This window comes from Mesorhizobium sp. P3_A10 (assembly GCF_056403175.1).
In genome coordinates, this window is the sequence record NZ_JBFUFZ010000002.1 from 506780 (window position 1) to 526569 (window position 19790).

Below are 19790 nucleotides of genomic sequence, written 5' to 3' on the forward strand. Positions count from 1 at the left end.
TATATTCCCGATCTCGATAGTGCCGGCAAGAGGCCGCCGAGCACTAGACAAACCGCACCGAGACGCGGCCAAACCTGCCCAGATCGCCGATGACCTCGTCGCCGGCCTCGACGCTTATCGGCGTCATGCAGGTGCCGGTTATCACCACCTGTCCCGGCTGCAGGGCTATGCCCAGGCGAGACAGTTCATTGACGATCCAGGTGAGCGCAATACGAGGATCGCCCAACACAGCAGCCCCTGTCCCGTTGTGCTGCGACTTTCCGGAAACGAAGGCGACCACCGGGTGCTTGGCGAGGTCCACGTCGCGCCAATCGTCATCCGTCGCCTCGCCGATGACAAACAGATTGGCGCAGGCGTTGTCGGCGATGAGCTGCGGCGCCCCGACAGCGCAGAAATCGTCATAGCGCGAGTCCGGTATTTCGATCGCCGGGTGCAAGGTCGCCACCGCATCCATCACCTCGGCGATTTCATAGGGTTCTGGACGAGGCGGCAGCTGGCGGCCGAAACGGAACGCAAATTCGATCTCGGCCACGCGCATCTTGCTCGTCGCCAGGGAAACGGTGCCGCCGACCTCAACCGCTTTTTCGGCCAGCAGACGCCCGGCCATCGGGCCGTCGACGTTGATGTGTCTTTGTCCGGCCAGACTGGTTGCGGCAATCTTCCAGCCGAAAAGCGGCGCCACTGAGCGATGCATCACATGCGACTGGATAGCGTAACCTTCGATCCGCGTTTGCGGCCGCAACTCCTGGGGTATGGCGTCGAGACGGGTACCGTTGTCCCAGTGACCAACCAACAACTGCGACGCGGCTTTGGCTTTTTCTGAATCGAGCATCGTCAGTTCCGGAAATCCGTGGGGTGAATGATGCCGTCGAGATGCGCCACGCTAGGCGAAGAACGGATGGGGCGCGCCGCGCGTCCCTCGTTGTTCCATATGAGCGAGCGCCGTTTGCAAATTGGTTTCGGAAAGATGGAGACCAAACTCGTTCGCAAGCACATCGCGAAACCCCTCGACGCCGGTTATGGTACGCCGTTCTACCTCACCTGACGGGTATCGCCTATTGAAGCGCGAATTAAACAGGGTCAGTCGCGTTCGGTTTGGTCCGGGACGCGCAGCGATCAGGTTGTTGAGGTATGGGCTCTGCGGATGACTGGCGGTGAACCAGTTGCAAATCTCGTACTCGGCATCGACACGAGGCAGGAAGACAACCCTGTAGATATGCTCCCATCCGGTGCCCAGCCTGGACTGCAGCACCAGCTCATCCCCCATCTCCAAAAACCGCATGATCTCGTGGGGAGTCTCCTGCTCTTCCTGCGCAAAGAGCTTCAGAGCGGTTGTCGGCGCAAGATTTCCAAATCCGACGTCCGCGAGGAACGGGCCCTCCGGTAGCTCCACCCGCAAAACCATGTGCAGCATGGGTCGAGGCGCATTGATCTCCAATCCGCGCACCACGCGAGCCTGAAGGCTTGTCACCTTGTATCCGAGCGCCAGCAAGCCGGCGCGAAACAGCATGTTCTGTTCAAAACAGTAGCCGCCTCGTCCGCCAGAAATTATCTTGGCCTGCAGCGAGACGGGATCGAGAGCGGGAGGGATATCCAGAAGAACGTCGATGCTCTCGTAGGCAATGGCTGTCGCGTGCGCGGTCACCACCGCCTTGAGCGTTCTCAACGTCGGCTCACGCGACCCATCGTATCCGATACGGGAAAACCAAGCGTCGATGTTGAACTGGCTATCTGGCATTGGGGCCCGCCCCCTGCTCGCATCAGCCAAGGGTGCCAATGAAACAGGCCTCGTTCAAGGCAAAAATCTGTCCGGGAGTTAACGGCGATCCAGATAGGATTCGATGCTGTGACAATCGGCTTGGAAAGCCTATGCCGCTGTCAAGCCAGCTGCGGAACGCCAGTCGTGCCGACGACGCAAGGATCGAGGCCGGCGGGTCCTTCCCATGCCGGCCTCGAGCCGTTTCGAACCGAGGGTCAATGCGCTGGCGCGGATCTTCGGTTTGGGATCATGCGCTGCCGCCTCAAGCGGCGCGCTGGCTTTCTTTCGGCCGCAGATTCTGGTTCATGCGGAACAGGTTCAGCGGGTCGTAGCGCTGCTTGATTTCCAGAAGCCTGCGATAGTTGCCGCCATAGGCCGCCTCGACCCGGTCGACCTCATCCTCCGGCATGAAGTTCACGTAAGCCGTGCCGGCGGCATAGGGCTTGGTGGCCTCGTAGATACCACGAGCCCAATCGATGCAGGCCTTGTCCATAGCCGGTTCGCGCCAGCGGGCGTGGACATTCATGACGAAATGCGAGCTGCGCTGCGGAAACGCCGTAGCATCTGCTTTGACGCGGCCTGCCGCACCACCGACGTGGCCGAAGAATATTTCGCATTCGGGGCCGGGAAGCCTGGCGATCGCCGCGGTGGTGACGCCAATCGCGCCGTCGGAAAGCTCGGTCAGGTCATGGCTCTTCCAATAGTTGCGGGCGCCGGGCGCCAGTAGCGGGTCGAAGGCCTGCTGCCAGCCGGTGAACGGGTTGGGGCCGACGACGTCGGCAATCGGCGTGCCGATGGCGCGAAGCTTCTGCGTCGCCTTTTCGCCCGCCTGGATGTCGCCGCAATAGCACATGGCCAGAACCAGCACCTCCTTGCCATGCCACTCGGCCGGCAGGAAGGGCAGCGGCGGCGCCTGCCGCATGACCACCCAGCAGGTCAGTTCGTCGGGCGCGGTTTCAAGCGCCTTGCGATAGTCGCGCAGCACCTTTTCGGCGTCGGCGAAGGGATGGACGACGAGCCCCGACAGAACCTGCGGACCCATCTGGTGGAGCTGGAACTCGAACGCGGTGACGATGCCGAAATTGCCGCCGCCGCCGCGCAGCGCCCAGAACAGGTCCGGATTGTCCTTCTGGCTGGCGCGCAGCAAATTGCCATCGGCGGTGACCACATCGGCTGAAACAAGATTGTCAATGGTCAGGCCGAATTTGCGGGTGATCCAGCCGAAGCCGCCTCCCAGCGTCAAGCCTGATATGCCGGTGGTCGAGTTGATACCCGTCGGCACCACCAGGCCAAAGGCCTGTGTTTCCCGGTCGACATCGACCAGCGTGGCGCCGGGTCCGACCCATGCCCGCCGCGCGGCGACATCGACCCGCACCGACTTCATCGCCGAAAGGTCGATCATCAGGCCGCCATCGCAAACGGCACTGCCGGCAATGTTGTGGCCGCCGCCGCGTACGGAAACGAGAAGCCTGTTTTCCCGGGCGAAATTCACGGCACTGATGACGTCGGAAGCGCCGACGCAACACACAATCAGCCCTGGCCGCCGGTCGACCGTGGCATTCCAGACGGTGCGGGCTTCGTCGTAAGCGGCGTCGCTCTGCTGAAGGACTGTGCCGCGCAATTGCGCCGAAAGCGCTTCAAGGGCTGCGGCGTCGACGGGCGTCTTGCCGCGGTCAAGCGTGGTGAGGCTCATGCTGTTCATGGTTTCCTCCCGATTTGCTTATGAGCCGTTCTCCCTCCGCCCGCCTTTGAACTGTGCGCTTATATTAGATATCGCGCAAGTTCGGCGCTGGCCGGTGTTGCGCCCATGTTGACGCCCAACGATGCGCGGTCTGCGCTGCCTGGACGACCCAGCGCTGGAGGGACGCAAAATCGATGAAAATACCGGCGATCAGCGCCGCTATGGCGCCGGCTTCGTGCATTAGCGGCAATGAAGCCCGGCCATGAGGCTGGCCAACCAATCCAGGCCGATGCCTGCCGTCAGGCTGCTTGCACCCGACGTAGCCTTTCGGCGACGTAGCGCGGGGCCTGCCCCCAGAGCGGGGTTTCCGTCACCAGGAAGCCATCCAGCATCGCAAGCAGTTCGCGCGCCGCACCGGACGAGGAGGAATAATAGACCATCTGGCCGTCGCGACGGGCGTCGACAAGGCCGAAGGCCCGGAGCTTGGCAAGATGCTGCGACAAGGCCGACTGGCTGAGCTGGACTTGCTCGGCAAGAACGCCGACCGAACGTTCGCCGGCGGCCAGATGGTTCATGATCAAGAGCCGCTTCTCGTTTCCCATCAAGTTGAGAAAGGTTGCGGCAGTATCGGCATTGGCGACCAGTTCTTTCGAGATCATCGATTTCCTATGCTTTCGCGCTCGCGCGACGCCATTTACGCGATGGCGCCAGCAGACCTATGGATGAACCGTTGCGATGGTTTCGTCGTGTCTCGGCCGCCGGTACCAAGCCAAAGAACCAACCAATCAGACTAAAGTCGTAGCAAGTATCAGACCAAAGTCTACCAGCGCTGCGTTCTTTCTACAAGACCATAACGATTTCCGCCGGCGACTTGCGTTTCAGGCCAGCACGCAGGAATCGCGCAGACGTCCACTTCGCGCTCCGCGGAAAGAAAGGGAAGACGTTGGCCTTTTTGGACGGCGCCCAAGCCAAGCCATTGAAAAATATGGCGATCCCGACAGGATTCGAACCTGTGACCATCGGCTTAGAAGGCCGGTGCTCTATCCAGCTGAGCTACGGGACCGCTGGGGCCGGCCCAAGGACCGGCTGATCTTTCCATTGGCGCTGGCGCCGCCCGGCGATGCCGGTCAATGCGTCCAGGGCGTCCTGCGGTCATAGCGGAAATTCTCCGCATAGGAAATCTGGCGGCGCTTGGTTTCCTTCGGCTCTTCGACGCGGAAGGCGAGCCCTTCCTTCTCGGCATAAGCCACCGCTTCTTCCCTGGTGTCGAAGGTCAGCCTGATCTGGCTTCTCATGTCGCCGGAGGTCGTATAGCCCATCAGCGGGTCGATCTTCTTGCGCGATTCCGGATCGAATTCCAGCACCCAGTGGCCGGTCTTGGCCTTGCCGGACTGCATCGCGGTTTTGGCTGGGCTGAAAATGCGCGCGGACATGGGCACCTCGTTGCTGGGTCAAGGCGGCTACGCCACCTTGTTTCCGTCAATACTGTGCAATGATCCCGGCGGCAAGGCTTTGCAACGGCGGCGCATCCCGCACCTTCGCCAAGCGGCATCGGCCAGATACACTGGCGTGCCAATCAAGGCTATGGTGATGGCGGCGACAAACACAGGCCTGGAAGCGGGTATCTTGCACGCCCTAACCGACCAGCAAGCGATTTTTGATGGCGTGATCGTGATCGGCGCCGGCGCAGCCGGACTGACTGCGGCCCAGGCACTGATCAAGGCCGGCCTGCCGACGATCGTGCTCGAGCGGGAAAACCGGCTTGCCGAGCCCTGGCACCGGCGGCACGAAAACCTTCACCTCAACACGCATCGCGATCTCTCGGCACTGCCCGGCGTCACCTTTCCCGCCGACACCCCGGCCTTCCCACACAGGACCGCCGTCATTCGCCATCTGAACATGTTCAGCGCAATGCACCAGCTGCCGGTCGAGTTCGGCGTCGCGGTCGAGGAGGTCGCCTTCGACGGCGACCACTGGCTGGTGCGGACCAGCGGCGGACCGCGACTGGCACGCCACGTGGTGATCGCCACCGGGCGCGACCGGGAGCCGTTCGTTCCGCAGTGGAAAGGCATGAAGGATTTTGCCGGGCGGATCATCCATTCGACCGATTTCGGCGCGGCCGAGGACTATGCCGGCAGACGAGTGCTGGTGGTCGGCGCCGGCAACTCCGGCTTCGACGCGCTCAATCACCTGGCGGGCGCCAACACCGCACAGATCTGGCTGTCGGCGCGACACGGCCCCGCTTTGTTGCCCAAGCGCATCGGCCAGATCGCCGTCCACCGGTTCTCGCCACTCCTGGCGCGCCTGCCGCTCAGGCTCGCCGATGCCGTGATGGCGGCGACGCAGCGGCTGGTCTTCGGTGATCTCAGCAAATTCGGCTTGCCGCCAGCGCTTTCGGGCGGGGCAAGCCGGCTCACCTCGGACTATACGGCGATCGCCTCCGACGACGGCGCCGTTGACGCCATCAAGGCCGGCAAGATCATCGTCGTGCCACAAATTCGGGAATTCACCCGCGACGGCGTTATCCTCGACAACGGCATGCTGATCCAACCCGATATCGTCATCGCCGCGACCGGCTACCGCACCGGGCTCGAGACCATGGTCGGCAAGCTCGGCGTGCTCGACGGCAAGGGCGTGCCGCTGTTCAACGGCGCCGGCAACGACCCGAAACTGCCCGGCCTGTGGTTCACCGGCATGCGGCCGAGCATTCGCGGCTGTTTCGCCAACGCCCGCATCCAGGCGAAGGCGATCGCTGACGGGATCGGACGCCTTGAACTTTCGCGGCTTTGACTTCAAACTTCGCGAAAAGACATTCAGGCTGGAGACGCAGCATCGACCGGGCCCAACGATTGTCCAGCCGCGCCAGGAACTGGGCCACGACATTGACCCTGCAGTCGAGCGTCACCGGGACGCCCGGCGAAGCTGCGTTCGGACCATGGCTTGCAGAGAGGTTGCGCGGCGATCCGGTCTTTGACGGCGCCGAGATCTGGACGATCCCGGTAGCCGACGGCGATCCGCGGCAATGCGTGGCAATGTTGATGCGCGGCAGCGGTCGCGGCACCGTCATTCTCACCGGCCACTACGACACGGTGTCGATCGACGACTATGGCGATCTGCGGCCGGTGGCGACCGATCCCGAGCGGCTGCTGGACGGCTTGCGCAAAAGACTGGCTGAACGTGCCGATACACCGGCTGCCATGCGGGCCAAGGCCGACTTTTCGACGCAGGATTTCCTGCCGGGGCGCGGCCTGCTCGACATGAAGGCTGGTCTCGCCGCCGGGCTGGCGGCAAGTGCGGCTTTCTGCGAAGCCGTCGCCAAGACCGGCAACCTCTTGTTCCTTGCCGTCCCGGATGAAGAGAACAATTCCGCCGGCGCGCGGCGTGCAGCACAGGAACTGCCGCGGATTGCCGGGGAACGCGACCTCGATTTCGTCGCCGCGATCAATCTCGATGCCATCGCCGATGACGGCGACGGCCGCCAGGGCCGCATTATCGCGCTCGGCACCGTCGGCAAGGTGCTGCCGACGGCTTACGTTGTCGGCATTCCGGCCCATAGCGGCTTTCCGCTGAACGGCATCAACGCGGCAACGCTGGCTGCGGCAATCGCGGCGCGCGTCGAATGGGCATGGGAATTGACCGATGCGCAAGCCTCCCTACCGGGCACGCCGCCAAGCCTGCTCAGCATGCGCGACGGCAAGTCCGGCTATGACGTAACGACACCGGCGACGGCGTTCGTTACCTTCAACGTGCTGAATTATCGCCGCACGCCGGCCGACGTGCTGGAGCGTTTCGACCGGCTTTGCCGGGAGGCAGCGTCATCCCATGTCGACCAGTTGCGCCAGCGGATCGCCCAGTCCGGCCAAGCCGGTTCCGCCAACGCGCTGGGCACGGCGATCCCGATCCATCGCTACGAACAGGTGGAAGCAGAGGCGGTGCGGGTCAATCCCGGCAACCGGGCAGAATTACAGGCGACCGGCGTTTCCCTCGCCGCCAGCGAATTGTCGCTGCCCGAACAATGCCTAGAGATGACCGAGCAGGCGTGGCGCCTCAGCCGGCTGCCCGGCCCGGCTGTTGTCACCGGTTTCGGCTCGATCCCTTATCTGCCGACCAATTTGTCAGACAGCCCGGCCGCCGCAAGGCTGCGGGCCATTGCGTTGGCGACCGCCGCCGGCGCGCAGGCCCGCTATGGCGTCGCGGTCGGCTGCACCGACTATTTCGCCGGCATTTCCGACATAAGCTTCCTTGGCGAGGCGGACGAAGGCGATATCGCGGTCGTCGCCCGCAACACGCCGATGTGGCAGGCCGCCGTGCGCTGGCCGGACAAGCACGGCGTCGGCAACATTCCAACAATCAATGCCGGCCCATGGGGGCGCGACTATCACACGCCGCTCGAGCGGCTGCATGCCGGCTATGCTTTCGAAGTGCTGCCGCTCCTGGTCGCCGACCTTGTCGCAGCGCTTCTTGGGCCAAACGCGACATCGCCGATCCTTTAAGGACAAGGTACCGGCAATTAGGCTCAAACCCCAGCGGATGCATGAAAAACATCGATAATTGCATGTTTGTGCGGCAGGTTTCGAAATTTTCCAGGCGCTATGGCAAGTCAAAGTTAAGTAGTTCGGGCTAACGTGACTGCGGCCCCGTTCGGGCCTGGAGGCAAAACAGGTCGACGCGCAATTGACTTCTTTCAACACCAGCTTCGGCCGCATTCGGCAGGCCGTGTTCTCGCCGGCCAACATTCCGGCGATGATTGCTGTTGTCGTCATCGCGATCTGCGCTGCGTTTGCTGACCATCAAAACCGACTTGTCGCCGATCAGGCGGCGCGGGCCGAAGTGTTGGCGCAGGTCAACCTTGTGCGAACCAAGCTCGAAGGCAATATCAGCGGCAGCCTGCACCTGGTCAGGGGTCTGGTCGCGACGATCGTTACCGAACCTTACATGGGCCAGCAGCGCTTCGCCCAGCTGGCTGGCAATGTGCTCAGTGAGGACACGTTGTTGCGCAACATCGCCGGCGCTCCGGATCTTGTGGTTTCCCTGATGTACCCGATGACCGGCAACGAAAAGGCCATAGGTCTCGACTACCGCATTGATCCAAAGCAGCGCGAAGCCGCGCTCAGGGCGCGCGACGAGAAAAAACTGATCCTGGCCGGGCCGGTCGACCTCAAGCAGGGCGGCAAGGGCTTCATCGGGCGCTTTCCCGTCTTCGTCAAAGGACCCGCCAACAGCGACCGTTTCTGGGGCATCGTTTCGGCGGTCATCGATGTCGACCGGCTTTACGAGGCCAGCGGCTTGCTCGACCCCGATCTTGGCCTCGACATCACCATCACCGGCAAGGATGCGATGGGCGTTGCCGGCGCCCGGTTCTACGGCGACGACACTGTCGGCAAGAACAATCCGGTGACGGTCGATGTCGTGCTTCCGTCCGGCTCCTGGCAGATCGCGGCGATCCCCAAGGGCGGCTGGACGTCGACGGATAGCGAGGTCTGGTGGCTGCGCGCTGTGATGGCCGCTGCTGCGGCTGCGATGGTGATACCGATCCTGGTGGCGGGCCGGCTGGTCGGCGAGCGGCAGCGCAACTACTCCGAACTGCGGCGGCTGTCGCGACGCCTGGAACTGGCGATGGAAGCGTCTTCGATCGGCGTCTGGGAGCACGATATCGCCAGCGGCTCGCTGGTGTGGGACGACCGGGTCAACGAGATCTACGGCAAGGAACCAGACGGCAAGCCGCGCGGCTATGAGGACTGGGCCGGAGCCATCCATCCGCTCGATCTGCCCCGGGCTCTGGAGGATTTCGATCGCTCGGCCTCCACCAAGGGACCTTACTCGTCGGATTACCGGATCGTTCTTCCCAATGGCGAAATCCGCTATCTGCGCACCAGGGCAGCATTCTTCCAGGACGGCAACGACACGCCAAAGATGATCGGCGCCGAGTGGGACGTAACTGCCGATGTGCTGTTGAACCAAGACCTGGAACGAGCGAGGCAACTGGCGGAGACGCGCAATTCCGAGCTCGAACTCGCCAAGTCGCGCATCGAGCACAATGCGATGCACGATTCGCTGACTGGGCTGCCGAATCGGCGATTTCTGGACGAGATGCTGGAGAGCTTCTCCCGCAAGCCGGGTGATGGCCGTATCGCGCTGCTGCACATCGACCTCGACCGCTTCAAGCAGATCAACGACACGCTTGGCCATGCCGCCGGCGACGCAATGCTGATCCATGCCGCCGAAGTGCTGAGCGCCAATGTTCGCGATCATGATTTTGTCGCCCGTATCGGCGGCGACGAGTTCGTGGTGGTCTGCTGGAATTGCGACGACAAGGAGCTCGCCCGGCTCGCCGAGCGCATCATCGCCGAGATGCGTCGGCCGGTTTACTATCAGGGGCACCAATGCCGCTTCGGCGTCAGCGTCGGCATTGCCACCGACGACGGCCCAAACTTCGTCGGCAAGGACATACTGGTCAATGCCGACATCGCGCTCTATCGGGCCAAGAGCAATGGCCGCAACCGCTATGAGTTCTTCTCCAACGCCCTGCAAGAAAAGATCGTCAACACGAAGCGGGTCGCGGACGAGATTCTGGGCGGCCTGGAACGCCACGAATTCGTCGCCTATTACCAGCTGCAGTTCGACGCAAGGACGCTCGAGATCGCAGGCGTCGAGGCGTTGGCGCGCTGGAAACACCCGACAAGGGGAATTCTCGCCCCGGACAACTTCCTGAGCATCGCCGAGGAACTGAACGTCGTCTCGACGATCGACAGGACGGTGCTGGAGCAGGCGCTGGCCAGCTTCGACGAGTGGGCGCGCGAGGGCCTCAGGATTCCGCGCGTATCGGTCAACGTGTCGGCACGGCGGCTTCAGGACAAGGAACTGATCAAGGGCCTGCGCGACCTCAACATCAGGACCGGAACTGTCTCCTTCGAACTCGTCGAATCGATCTTCCTCGATGAGAGCGACGATCTGGTGACCTGGAACATCGAGCAGATCAAGCATCTCGGCATCGACATCGAGATCGACGATTTCGGCACCGGCTATGCCTCCATCGTCAGCCTGCTCAAGCTGCGGCCACGGCGCCTGAAAATCGACCGCCAGCTGATCAGCCCGATTGTCGAATCCGAACAGCAAAGGCAGCTTGTCGCATCGATCATCGAGATCGGCAGGTCGCTCGGCATCGAGGTCATCGCGGAAGGCGTCGAAACCATGGAGCATGTCCGCATCCTGCAGACGCTCGGCTGCGACATGCTGCAGGGCTACGCTTTCGGCGCTGCCATGGATGTGGAGACACTCAAGGGGTTTGTGCGCTCACGGCGATGGCGCGCGACTGGCTAAAGCGCGTCGCGTTCGTTGCGGTTTCGCGGTTTAGGGGTTGCACAGCCGCGCCCGGAACCTTATACGCCGCAAAGCTCGGAGTGTAGCGCAGCCTGGTAGCGCATCTGGTTTGGGACCAGAGGGTCGGGAGTTCGAATCTCTCCACTCCGACCATTCTTTTTCTCAGGAGCGGCCATTCGGTCGTGTCGTCTTGGCCATATGACGCCGAGCGCACCCTGTGGGACCGACAATCCCCTCGCTTCCAGCGCTGCAGCCGGTCTAGACTTCGGCAAAAGTTGAGGGTGCCGGATGCCTGGTCTTGAAGCGTGGCTGTCGCTGATTGGCCCTGCCTACTTCGCTTATTACGGTTTCACGATTCCGGTCATGGTCGTCTGGGCAATTCTCTGCGCCGCCCTGTGGATGTGGAACAACCGGCCAAGCAAGAGGCAGGACGGCAGCGCCGCCCGGTCACGGTTTGCCAGCCTAATGTTTTTTGTCGTCGTCGCCGCCTGCTATGTAGCGGCGCATACGGCGGTTTATCTGGTGGTCCGGCATCTGGCCGGGCTGTGGGCGTGAAAGGAGCGCCCTTTTTACAGGACGCTCTGGTGACCACTCGATCTGAAGGCAAGCTCGCCGGGCGAGAACCCCAACAGCCTCATTCCCGACGAGCCTACTAACCTGATTTGGAACGCAATCAGGACCGGGGTTAGCCGGCAAGATGACAGCTGCAAGACGGGTGCCAGCAATTGCGTCCTGAAATGGGACAGTGAGCCGACGCCTCGCCCGTTGTGGGGAGGTAAGGGGTAAGTCGGCGCCAAACTGGAACAGAAGGAAGAGCGCGACGTCTAAATCTCGAACTCGCCCTGCCCTTCATCCATGGCGTTGACGGTCTCGGCGGCCAGCGCCCTGGTGATTGGCGTCTTGCGCTCCAGCGCCGTGCGGTCCAGCCGCTCGACCACGCGCATGGCAGTGGCCAGTGAGCGCTCGATGCGGCGCACCAGATATTGCACGACATGCGGCTCGACTTCGACCTGGCGGTCGGCGAACAGCTTGGTGATGACGCCGGCCAGCAAGAGATCGTCGGGCTCGTGGATCTCGACCGTCGCCGCGGCCTTCAGCCGTGAGGCGAGGTCGGGCAGCGCAACACCCCAGGCGGCGGGAAAGCGCCGCGCGGTCAACAAAAGCTGCGAGCCGGCGCCACGCACCGCATTGATCAGATGGAACAATCCGGCTTCATCGACCGGGCCGGCATCGACATCGTCGATCAAGGCCGGCTGCGCGCCGAGATTTCCAATGCAGTCGCCGATGCGCCGGGCGTCAACCCTTATTGCGCTGGCGCGGGCGCACCAGATCGAGGCCAGATGGGTTTTGCCGGAGCCGGCCGGGCCGGCCAGCACGACCACCGGCGAGGGCCAGTCCGGCCAGCGGTCGACCAGCGCGACTGCTTGTTCATTGGTGCCGGAGACGACGAGATCGTCGCGCGAATAGCCGGTGCCATGGCCGAGATCGAGCGGCAACTGGCGCGGCGTTTCGGATTGGTCCGCCATCAGGCTCAACCGCGCGGCCCGCCCCTGCGGCGGCTGGCCGGCAGCGGCGCAACAGGCTCGGTGCCGTGGCCCTTGTAGAGCGGCGATTCGAGATAGCGGGCAATGGCAAAGCGGACCAGCACGGCAATGGCGGCGGCGGCCGGGACGGCGATCAAAAGGCCGACGAAGCCGAACAGCGCGCCGAAGGCAAACAGCGCAAACATCAGCCACACCGGATGCAGGCCGACGCTTTTACCGACCAGCCTGGGCTGCAAAATATTGCCCTCGATGAACTGGCCGACGAAGAACACGCAAGCGACCGCCACCACCATGGTCCAGTCCGGCCAGAACTGGACGAAGGCGACGCCGACCGCCAGCACCAGCCCGGTCAGCGAGCCGACATAGGGGATGAAGGAGATCAACCCGGCGAACAGGCCGATGAGGATGCCGAAATTGAGACCCGTCAGCGTGAGCCCAGTGCCGTACATGGCGCCCAGCACCAGGCAGAGCGTGCCCTGGCCGCGCACGAAGCCGGCGGTGGCGGTGTTGATGTCCTTGGCGATGGCCCTGACGGTCTCGACATAGTCGCGCGGCACCCAGCTGTCGACGATCGCCACCATGCGGTCCCAGTCGAGCAGCATGTAGAAGGCAACGACCGGCGTGACCACAAACAGGCTGACCACAGAGACCAGCGCCACGCCGGAGCTCCAGATCGAGGTGAACACGGTGGTCAACAGGCCGAAGCCGGAGGTGAGCAGCGAGTTCAGCCCGTCGCGCAGGCCGTTGGCGTTGACGCCGAATTTCTGCTCGATCCATTTCGGATCGAAAGAGGTGATCAGGCTCTGCAGCCGGGTCAGATATTCCGGCAGCTTGTTGGCGAAATCGGCCATCTGCGTCGCCAGCACCGGGATCAGGATGACGAAGGCGAGCACCAGGATGACGATGAAGGCGATGAGGATGACCACCGTCGCCATCAGCCGGGACAGGCCGAGCCGCTGCAGCCGGTCGGCGACGGGATCGAGGAAATAGGCCAGCACCATGCCGGCGACGAAGGGCAACAGGATGCTGGAGAAGACATAGAGGAACAGCGCCAGCAGGACGGCGCTGGCAAGCCAGAAGAAGATCTGACGCCGAAACGCCAGAGACGCAGCTTCGCTGGCCACCGCCGCTTCGGCAGCCGCTTCGATGGACCCTTGGTCAGGTGCCCGGGGTGGAGCCTTCGCCATAGCCGCTCATATGCCTCAGCCAAGCCACGAGATAGGCCGCGGCCGAAGCCACGGTCAAGACCCCGGACAGGATTATGAGTGCCGGCCTGAGCGGGTCGAGGTGGATGGAAAACGCCAGTTCGCCCAGCACCACTGCCGCCAGCACGATCTGGATGGCGGTGTTGGCCTTCGATACGAACAGCGGCTTCACCTCCACCGGGTGGGCCATGACGGTGGACAGGACGACGGCGCAGACGATCAGGCCATCGCGCGACACCATGGTGACGACCAGCCACAGCGGCAGCTCGCCGATGAAGCCCATGACCACAAACACAGAGACCAGCAGGAGCTTGTCGGCCATCGGGTCGAGATAGGCGCCAAGCTTCGAATGCTGGTTGAAACGGCGGGCGATGAAACCGTCGACGCCGTCGGAAATGCCGGCGACGAGAAAGCCGGCAAAGGCCCAGTCCCAGCGCATGTTCAGCATGGCCAACACCACCGCCGGCACCAGCACGAAGCGCATGATCGTGATCATGTTGGGGATGGTCAAACGCATGTCCCGTCGCTTTTGTTTTGCTGATACATGATGGAGACTGGGGGTGCGTGCAAGGACCAAGGACGAAAGGCAGGCTGTCCACGGTTTTATCGAGGGCAAAAGCCGGCATTTGGCCGTTATCCTTGCAGACCGAAACTGTTCATGCGAAGAGCCCGCAAGGGAAACAGCGACGAGCCGGACATGACGAAGCGCGATACAGCCAAGCGCAAGAACGGGCTCACTTATGCCGAAGCAGGTGTCGACATCGATGCCGGCAATCTCATGGTCGAGAAGATCAAGCCGCTGGTGCGCGCGACGCGCCGGCCGGGCGCCGATGGCGAGATCGGTGGTTTTGGCGGGCTGTTCGACCTCAAGGCCGCCGGCTTCACCGATCCGGTGCTGGTTGCCGCCAATGACGGCGTCGGCACCAAGCTGAAGATCGCCATCGATGCCGGCAAACACGACACGATCGGCATCGACCTCGTCGCCATGTGCGTCAACGACATCGTCGTGCAAGGCGCCGAGCCACTGTTCTTCCTCGACTATTTCGCCACCGGCAAGCTCGACCCCGACCAGGGGGCTTCGATCGTCGGCGGCATCGCCGAAGGCTGCAGGCAGGCCGGCTGCGCGCTGATCGGCGGCGAGACGGCGGAAATGCCCGGCATGTATCATGGCAAGGACTACGACCTTGCCGGCTTTGCCGTGGGCGCCGCCGAACGCGGTCAGTTGCTGCCGACCGACGACATCGTCGAAGGCGACGTGCTGCTCGGCCTCGCCTCGTCCGGCCTGCATTCCAACGGATTTTCGCTGGTCCGCCGCATCGTCGCCGCCAGCGGCCTGGCCTGGAGCGATCCGGCGCCGTTCAACGACGAGGCGACATTGGCCGAGGCGCTGCTCGAGCCGACCCGCATCTACGTCAAGTCGATCCTCAAGGCGATCCGCAACACGCACGGCATCAAGGCGCTGGCCCATATCACCGGTGGCGGCTTTCCCGAAAACATTCCGCGCGTGTTGCCCAAGGACTTTTCGGCCGAACTCGACCTCGACGCCATCGAGGTGCCGGCGGTGTTCTCGTGGCTGGCCAAGACCGGCGGCGTGGCGCCGGAAGAGATGATGCGCACCTTCAACTGCGGCGTCGGCATGATCCTCGTCGTCACCTCTGGCCAGGCGGCACAAGTCGCCGCCGTGCTGCAGGAGGCCGGTGAAACGGTGACGCCGATCGGCCGCATCGTGCCGCGCCGTGATGCCGGCGTCATCTATCGGGGTTCGATCGGCCTATGAACAAGAAACGCACCGTTGTGCTGATTTCGGGACGCGGTTCCAACATGACGGCGCTGATCGCGGCGGCCAGCGACCCGGCCTATCCGGCAGAGATCGTCGGCGTCATTTCCGACCGGGCCAATGCCGCCGGCCTTGGAATTGCCGCGGCCCGCGGCATCACCACCAAGGTCATCCAGCGCTCCGACTATGCCAGCAAGGAAGCCCATGACGGGGCGATCGACGCTGCGCTCGTCGGGTTCGGTGCCGAGATCGTGGCGCTGGCCGGCTATATGCGCATTTTGGGAGCGCGTTTCGTCGAGAAGTGGCTGGGACGGATGGTCAACATCCACCCTGCCCTGCTGCCGGCCTTCAAGGGTCTGGATACGCATGCGCGGGCACTGCGCGCCGGCATTCGCATTCATGGCTGCACGGTGCATTTCGTTACGCTGGACATGGACGACGGGCCGATCATCGCCCAGGCGGCGGTGCCGGTGATGGTCGGCGACAATGAGGACACGCTGGCCGCGCGCGTGCTGAAGGCCGAGCACCGGCTCTATCCCCTGGCGCTGGGGCTGGTCGCCGAGGGCAAGGCGCGCATGGAAGGCGGCCGCACCGTGCTCGCCCACTTCGCCGACGACGCCGACAACGGCACCTCGGTGGTGATGGCGCCCGACCCGCTGCGCGAGGAGCGCGATCTCGAGCAGCTGGCGCGGATCACGCCCTGAGGCGGTTTAAGGCGCATGGTAGAAAACATGCCCATAGACGTTTTCGATAGCGCAATCCGGACAAAAGGCGATCTGGCAGGCGTGTTCGAGTATGACGAGGCAGGTGACTCGCAAAACGCCACGGCATATTTCTACCTCTACCAAAATCCGGCAGGCCCGGTCATCGACGCAATCCACATTCGATCGGGCCCTTGGACCATCACCGAAGCGGACATTTCCGTCAGATGGGATAAGGATGAACGGCGTGTAGGGCTGTTCATCTTTGATGCGCTCTGGGCGGCTTTCGATACGGCGACGGGTATGAAGTATGGTGGTGGGTATGGCAGAGACCTCCAACCCGACATCCCCTGGTCCTGAGTTTTATCGATGAAACAGCTCCTCCTCCTGCGCCATGCCAAGTCGAGTTGGGACGATCCCCGGCTTGCCGATTTCGACCGGCCACTATCCGGGCGCGGACTAAAGGCAGCACCGCTGGTCGGACGCGAACTGGCGAGGCGCGGCTGGCTGCCCGATCTGGCGCTGGTGTCGCCGGCGCTGCGCACGCGCGACACATGGCGGCTGGTGGCTGCCGAATTGCCCATTGGCGTGCCAGTCGAATTTACCGAGGCGCTCTACGAAGCGACGGCGGCGGACATTCTCGCCGCGGTGGGCAAGGCAAGTGCCGCGACCAACAGCGTTCTGGTGCTCGGCCACAATCCCGGGCTGGAAGAATTCGCGCGGCGCCTTGCCGGTTCGCAATCGGATGGCTCGGCGCTGAGCCGGCTTGAGGAAAAATTCCCGACCGCGGCGCTGGCCCGTTTCGTCCTTGACACCAACTGGACCGATCTCGCCTTCGGCGCGGCGCGGCTGACGCATTGCCTCAGGCCGAAGGATCTGGCGTAACAGCCGGATTGGATGGCTGGCAGGACGACAGGAGCGACGAGCCATGCCCGCCGCTCCTGGAGGTCTGAGCGATCAATTGCCCCAGATGCCCTGGCCGGGCTCCGGCCAGTTTTGGGTTGCGCCGGGTGAGGTCGGCACCTTGGGTTTTTTGAGGCCGTCGTGTTCGACCATGTCCGGCTTGCGGAACGAACCGGTGGCCATGGTGTCAACAGCGGCAACTGGCTGGTTGGCATTATCGGAACCGTAGTGATCGCTACCGGCAAAGGCGCTGCCACAGGCAACGAGCATCGCAGCGGCGATAAGAGTGATCCTGGTCATTTCGATGTTTCCTTGTTTGTCGGTCAAGCGGCGCCTTGGGAGGATGGCCCCGCTAGTAGCAAGACCCCGAGCGGCCCGACTTTATTCCCCGATGCGCGGATATTTGGCGGAATGCGGAGGACCGCGGCTCGGCCTGGCGTGGGCGACTATCCCTAATCCCGGTGCGCAAGGATCATGGCCAAACAAAAAGATGGAACCGGTTGCCGCCGGAGTGACTCAAGTTCTGGCTGGGAGAATTTCGGCCCCGAAAAAACAAGAGCGGCGGGCCAAGCCCGCCGCTCTTTGTGGTCGAAGATTTAGTGGAATCAACGGCCCCAGATGCCTCGGCCGGACTGAGCCGGGACATTGGCATTGGCGTCACCCTGTGCCTTTTCAGACCTCACAATCGAGCCGGTGTGAAAGGTGTCGATATCGGAAGCCGACTGGTTGGCAACCGGCTGGTTGGCATTGTTGTCGCCATAGTGGTCGCTGCCTTGAGCAAAAGCGGTGCCCGTGGCGACGAGGATGGCGGCGGCGGTAAGAGAGATCTTGGTCATCTTGAGTACTCCAGTATTTCTAATGTTCTGTCCGTCAAGTGGCGTGCCTTGGGAGGAATTCGCGTCGCTCGGACCACTCCGAGATGGGCCTGCCTTGGTGCCATTACCAATCACGAAAATGTGCGAACCGAACCGTTCGGTTCGATCTTGAAATCTGCTAAATGACACTGTGGAAACAATTTTCTGTCGTAATATCATGTAGTTAAGTTATAGCACTGGCTATATGACGCGACCAATCGCAGGGCCGGCGTTCACCGATCACGATACAGTGCGACTATGGTAGCCCCGCGAGGGATTAGCGAGTCAGCGTCCTGTCTTTTTGTCGAGCCCGAGCACGTCGCGCATGTCGTATTGGCCGGGCGGACGTCCCACCACCCAAAGGGCTGCGGCGATTGCGCCGTGGGCGAACATCGAGCGGTCGTCGGCTGAATGCGTGAGCGTGAGCGTCTCGCCCTCGGCCAGCAAGCTGACGCTGTGTTCGCCAACGATGCCGCCACCCCGCATCACTGCAAAGCCGATCTCGCCTTGCACGCGTGCCCCGGTAATGCCGTCGCGGGTGCGCCTTGCAACACCGTCCAATTCGATGCCGCGTCCGCGCGCGGCCGCCTCGCCCAGCATCAGTGCCGTGCCCGATGGCGCATCGACCTTCATGCGGTGATGCGCTTCTAGGATCTCGATATCGCAGTCGTCGGTGCCAAGCGCCCACGCGGCCTGCTCGACCAGTCCGATCAGCATATTGAGCCCGAGCGAGTAGCTGCCGGATCGCACGATGGCGATAGACTTCGCCACCTCGGCGATTGCGGCAAGCTCGGCCAGTTCAAAGCCGGTCGAGCCGATGACCAGCGCTGGACCGCCACGAGCGGCGCAGGCCCTTGCCAGTTCGACGGAGGCCGCCGGCGTGGTGAAATCGACAACGACATCGGCAAGCGCCAGCGCCTCGTCGCGATCGACCATGCCCTCACTGGTGCTGCCCGGCCGATGGAAGCGGGCGACGAGCGCCAGCCGGGGATCGGACGCGACGGCTTCCGCCATCTGCCGCCCCATGCGGCCGAGCGCGCCAGCTATGGCTATCTTGAGCGGCTGCGGCATGGCGATCCTGTGAAAGGCTAAGTCGGAACAATCGTCTAATACGCCGCCTTGCCAAATTAAATCATCCAGCACCATTCGTTTTCAGCATCATGCCGGCGATCTCCTTCACCAGCTTGGCGGCGACCAGCGCTGTCAGGTTGGAGACATCCTGGCTCGCATTGTATTCAACGACATCGGCGGCGACGATTCGTTGGTCGATCCCCTGGATCAGGCTGATCACCTGGCGGGTCGTGAGACCTCCGGGCTCGCGGTGGGAGACGCCGGGCGCAAACGCCGGATCGAGGCCGTCGAGATCCACCGAGAGGTAGACGGGCGTCTTGAGGTCCAGCCGCAGATCCTCGCCGAAGTGACGCGCCTCGATCACCTCGACGCCAAAGCGCTTGGCCTGGTCGCGAAGTTCGTCGTTGAGGGTGCGCAAGCCGATCTGGATCAGCCGGTCGGCGAGCCGCTCCTCCATGATGCGGGCGAAGGACGAGGTGTGCGATCGCAGATTGCCCTGATAGGCATGATACATGTCGGGGTGGGCGTCGATCTGGACGATTGTCAGGCTGGGCTGGCGGCGACGCACGGCGCGCAGAACCGGCCATGCGATCGCGTGATCGCCGCCGAGGCTGATCAACGGATGACCGACATCCAGCGCACGGCCAACCTCGGCCTCGATCCGCTGCCATAGGTCGCCGGCGCCGGCGAAGTCGATGTCACCATGATCGACGAAGCGGTCGGTGAGGTCGAAGCCGGTTTCGCTCCACGAGCTGTGGGCGTCGCTGTGCAATTCGCGCCGGATCAGCGGCGGCGCCGCGGCTGCGCCATGCAGATAGGATGAGTTCTCGTCATGCGGGATGCCCAGAAGCGAAACCTTGGCCATGGCATCCTCCAGTTGCTGCAGACAGGGTGCCTCTATAGCTGCGCGAGCTGGCGCGTGCGACGGCTGGGGCTTGGGCCAGATGCGGATTGCGAGGCTAGAGCAGTTCATCG

The 19790-nt window shown here is 63.1% G+C and carries 20 protein-coding genes and 2 tRNA genes; 9 read left to right on the top strand and 13 right to left on the bottom strand.

What is annotated here, in order from left to right:
• Nucleotides 1-43 precede the first annotated feature (43 nt).
• The 6 genes from AC1DXU_RS09260 to AC1DXU_RS09285 form a co-directional block, all read right to left on the bottom strand.
• Complete coding sequence (locus AC1DXU_RS09260; protein ID WP_477367304.1) at nucleotides 44-832, bottom strand: 2-keto-4-pentenoate hydratase; 789 nt, start codon at nucleotides 830-832, stop codon at nucleotides 44-46.
• Nucleotides 833-883: 51 nt separating this feature from the next.
• Nucleotides 884-1738 (bottom strand): arylamine N-acetyltransferase family protein, encoded by an 855-nt coding sequence (locus AC1DXU_RS09265; protein ID WP_477367307.1) that lies wholly within the window; start codon nucleotides 1736-1738, stop codon nucleotides 884-886.
• Between the two features lie 283 nt (nucleotides 1739-2021).
• Nucleotides 2022-3461, bottom strand: coding sequence for an FAD-binding oxidoreductase (locus AC1DXU_RS09270; protein ID WP_477367310.1), 1440 nt, complete (start codon nucleotides 3459-3461; stop codon nucleotides 2022-2024).
• A 278-nt stretch (nucleotides 3462-3739) separates the two neighbouring features.
• Nucleotides 3740-4099, bottom strand: a complete 360-nt coding sequence (locus tag AC1DXU_RS09275; protein WP_477367313.1) for an ArsR/SmtB family transcription factor — start codon at nucleotides 4097-4099, stop codon at nucleotides 3740-3742.
• Between the two features lie 327 nt (nucleotides 4100-4426).
• Nucleotides 4427-4503, bottom strand: a tRNA-Arg gene (locus AC1DXU_RS09280).
• 64 nt (nucleotides 4504-4567) lie between these two features.
• Nucleotides 4568-4873, bottom strand: a complete 306-nt coding sequence (locus AC1DXU_RS09285) for an ETC complex I subunit (RefSeq protein WP_477248127.1) — start codon at nucleotides 4871-4873, stop codon at nucleotides 4568-4570.
• Between the two features lie 157 nt (nucleotides 4874-5030).
• Between AC1DXU_RS09285 and AC1DXU_RS09290 the strand changes: the two genes are divergently transcribed.
• The 5 genes from AC1DXU_RS09290 to AC1DXU_RS09310 all read left to right on the top strand — a co-directional run bounded on the left by AC1DXU_RS09290 (nucleotide 5031) and on the right by AC1DXU_RS09310 (nucleotide 11315).
• A complete protein-coding gene (locus AC1DXU_RS09290) occupies nucleotides 5031-6230 on the top strand; it encodes a flavin-containing monooxygenase (protein WP_477368914.1) in 1200 nt (399 codons plus the stop codon).
• A gap of 92 nt (nucleotides 6231-6322) precedes the next feature.
• Nucleotides 6323-7933 (top strand): M20/M25/M40 family metallo-hydrolase, encoded by a 1611-nt coding sequence (locus tag AC1DXU_RS09295; RefSeq protein ID WP_477367316.1) that lies wholly within the window; start codon nucleotides 6323-6325, stop codon nucleotides 7931-7933.
• A gap of 250 nt (nucleotides 7934-8183) precedes the next feature.
• Nucleotides 8184-10760, top strand: a complete 2577-nt coding sequence (locus AC1DXU_RS09300; protein WP_477368916.1) for a bifunctional diguanylate cyclase/phosphodiesterase — start codon at nucleotides 8184-8186, stop codon at nucleotides 10758-10760.
• Nucleotides 10761-10836: 76 nt separating this feature from the next.
• A tRNA-Pro gene (locus tag AC1DXU_RS09305) sits at nucleotides 10837-10913 on the top strand.
• A gap of 135 nt (nucleotides 10914-11048) precedes the next feature.
• Nucleotides 11049-11315 carry a hypothetical protein gene (locus AC1DXU_RS09310; protein ID WP_477367318.1) on the top strand — a complete coding sequence of 89 codons (267 nt, stop codon included), beginning with the start codon at nucleotides 11049-11051 and terminating at the stop codon, nucleotides 11313-11315.
• A gap of 269 nt (nucleotides 11316-11584) precedes the next feature.
• On the opposite strand, the gene hdaA is transcribed toward AC1DXU_RS09310, so the two are convergent.
• The 3 genes from hdaA to AC1DXU_RS09325 are packed head-to-tail and all read right to left on the bottom strand — an operon-like array spanning nucleotide 11585 to nucleotide 14020.
• Nucleotides 11585-12286 carry a DnaA regulatory inactivator HdaA gene (gene hdaA / locus AC1DXU_RS09315; RefSeq protein ID WP_477367321.1) on the bottom strand — a complete coding sequence of 234 codons (702 nt, stop codon included), beginning with the start codon at nucleotides 12284-12286 and terminating at the stop codon, nucleotides 11585-11587.
• Nucleotides 12287-12291: 5 nt separating this feature from the next.
• Nucleotides 12292-13491, bottom strand: coding sequence for an AI-2E family transporter (locus AC1DXU_RS09320; protein ID WP_477367324.1), 1200 nt, complete (start codon nucleotides 13489-13491; stop codon nucleotides 12292-12294).
• The gene (locus AC1DXU_RS09325; RefSeq protein WP_477368918.1) at nucleotides 13463-14020 is read right to left on the bottom strand and encodes a CDP-alcohol phosphatidyltransferase family protein; all 558 of its coding nucleotides are present in this window, start codon (nucleotides 14018-14020) and stop codon (nucleotides 13463-13465) included. The genes AC1DXU_RS09320 and AC1DXU_RS09325 overlap by 29 nt, the downstream gene beginning before the upstream one ends.
• A gap of 186 nt (nucleotides 14021-14206) precedes the next feature.
• Here AC1DXU_RS09325 and purM point away from each other — a divergent pair, with 186 nt between their 5' ends.
• Genes purM through AC1DXU_RS09345 form a run of 4 tightly spaced genes read left to right on the top strand, consistent with a single transcriptional unit; the run spans nucleotide 14207 to nucleotide 16872 of the window.
• The gene (gene purM / locus AC1DXU_RS09330) at nucleotides 14207-15286 is read left to right on the top strand and encodes a phosphoribosylformylglycinamidine cyclo-ligase (RefSeq protein WP_477367327.1); all 1080 of its coding nucleotides are present in this window, start codon (nucleotides 14207-14209) and stop codon (nucleotides 15284-15286) included.
• Nucleotides 15283-15990: a phosphoribosylglycinamide formyltransferase gene (gene purN, locus AC1DXU_RS09335; protein WP_477367330.1), complete on the top strand. Its 708-nt coding sequence runs from the start codon at nucleotides 15283-15285 to the stop codon at nucleotides 15988-15990. Before purM ends, purN begins: the two co-directional genes overlap by 4 nt.
• A 15-nt stretch (nucleotides 15991-16005) precedes the next feature.
• Entirely contained in the window at nucleotides 16006-16347 is a 342-nt protein-coding gene (locus AC1DXU_RS09340; RefSeq protein ID WP_477367333.1) for a hypothetical protein, read from the top strand.
• 9 nt (nucleotides 16348-16356) lie between these two features.
• Nucleotides 16357-16872, top strand: a complete 516-nt coding sequence (locus AC1DXU_RS09345; RefSeq protein WP_477367336.1) for a SixA phosphatase family protein — start codon at nucleotides 16357-16359, stop codon at nucleotides 16870-16872.
• A 72-nt stretch (nucleotides 16873-16944) separates the two neighbouring features.
• On the opposite strand, the gene AC1DXU_RS09350 is transcribed toward AC1DXU_RS09345, so the two are convergent.
• From AC1DXU_RS09350 to speB, 4 genes are all read right to left on the bottom strand, one after another.
• The gene (locus tag AC1DXU_RS09350; RefSeq protein WP_477368920.1) at nucleotides 16945-17190 is read right to left on the bottom strand and encodes a DUF680 domain-containing protein; all 246 of its coding nucleotides are present in this window, start codon (nucleotides 17188-17190) and stop codon (nucleotides 16945-16947) included.
• A 305-nt stretch (nucleotides 17191-17495) separates the two neighbouring features.
• Nucleotides 17496-17726 (bottom strand): DUF680 domain-containing protein, encoded by a 231-nt coding sequence (locus tag AC1DXU_RS09355; RefSeq protein WP_477367339.1) that lies wholly within the window; start codon nucleotides 17724-17726, stop codon nucleotides 17496-17498.
• Between the two features lie 303 nt (nucleotides 17727-18029).
• A complete protein-coding gene (dapB, locus tag AC1DXU_RS09360; protein ID WP_477367342.1) occupies nucleotides 18030-18815 on the bottom strand; it encodes a 4-hydroxy-tetrahydrodipicolinate reductase in 786 nt (261 codons plus the stop codon).
• 61 nt (nucleotides 18816-18876) lie between these two features.
• Nucleotides 18877-19788: an agmatinase gene (gene speB, locus AC1DXU_RS09365; protein ID WP_477367345.1), complete on the bottom strand. Its 912-nt coding sequence runs from the start codon at nucleotides 19786-19788 to the stop codon at nucleotides 18877-18879.
• Nucleotides 19789-19790: the final 2 nt, after the last annotated feature.

Bases quoted from the DNA above. Each gene is read 5' to 3' on its own strand.
- AC1DXU_RS09260 (WP_477367304.1), bottom strand. From the start codon at position 832: ATGCTCGATTCAGAAAAAGCCAAAGCCGCGTCGCAGTTGTTGGTTGGT.
- AC1DXU_RS09265 (WP_477367307.1), bottom strand. From the start codon at position 1,738: ATGCCAGATAGCCAGTTCAACATCGACGCTTGGTTTTCCCGTATCGGA.
- AC1DXU_RS09270 (WP_477367310.1), bottom strand. From the start codon at position 3,461: ATGAACAGCATGAGCCTCACCACGCTTGACCGCGGCAAGACGCCCGTC.
- AC1DXU_RS09275 (WP_477367313.1), bottom strand. From the start codon at position 4,099: ATGATCTCGAAAGAACTGGTCGCCAATGCCGATACTGCCGCAACCTTT.
- AC1DXU_RS09285 (WP_477248127.1), bottom strand. From the start codon at position 4,873: ATGTCCGCGCGCATTTTCAGCCCAGCCAAAACCGCGATGCAGTCCGGC.
- AC1DXU_RS09290 (WP_477368914.1), top strand. From the start codon at position 5,031: ATGGCGGCGACAAACACAGGCCTGGAAGCGGGTATCTTGCACGCCCTA.
- AC1DXU_RS09300 (WP_477368916.1), top strand. From the start codon at position 8,184: ATGATTGCTGTTGTCGTCATCGCGATCTGCGCTGCGTTTGCTGACCAT.
- AC1DXU_RS09310 (WP_477367318.1), top strand. From the start codon at position 11,049: ATGCCTGGTCTTGAAGCGTGGCTGTCGCTGATTGGCCCTGCCTACTTC.
- hdaA (WP_477367321.1), bottom strand. From the start codon at position 12,286: ATGGCGGACCAATCCGAAACGCCGCGCCAGTTGCCGCTCGATCTCGGC.
- AC1DXU_RS09320 (WP_477367324.1), bottom strand. From the start codon at position 13,491: ATGGCGAAGGCTCCACCCCGGGCACCTGACCAAGGGTCCATCGAAGCG.
- purM (WP_477367327.1), top strand. From the start codon at position 14,207: ATGACGAAGCGCGATACAGCCAAGCGCAAGAACGGGCTCACTTATGCC.
- purN (WP_477367330.1), top strand. From the start codon at position 15,283: ATGAACAAGAAACGCACCGTTGTGCTGATTTCGGGACGCGGTTCCAAC.
- AC1DXU_RS09340 (WP_477367333.1), top strand. From the start codon at position 16,006: ATGGTAGAAAACATGCCCATAGACGTTTTCGATAGCGCAATCCGGACA.
- AC1DXU_RS09345 (WP_477367336.1), top strand. From the start codon at position 16,357: ATGAAACAGCTCCTCCTCCTGCGCCATGCCAAGTCGAGTTGGGACGAT.
- AC1DXU_RS09350 (WP_477368920.1), bottom strand. From the start codon at position 17,190: ATGACCAGGATCACTCTTATCGCCGCTGCGATGCTCGTTGCCTGTGGC.
- AC1DXU_RS09355 (WP_477367339.1), bottom strand. From the start codon at position 17,726: ATGACCAAGATCTCTCTTACCGCCGCCGCCATCCTCGTCGCCACGGGC.
- dapB (WP_477367342.1), bottom strand. From the start codon at position 18,815: ATGCCGCAGCCGCTCAAGATAGCCATAGCTGGCGCGCTCGGCCGCATG.
- speB (WP_477367345.1), bottom strand. From the start codon at position 19,788: ATGAACTGCTCTAGCCTCGCAATCCGCATCTGGCCCAAGCCCCAGCCG.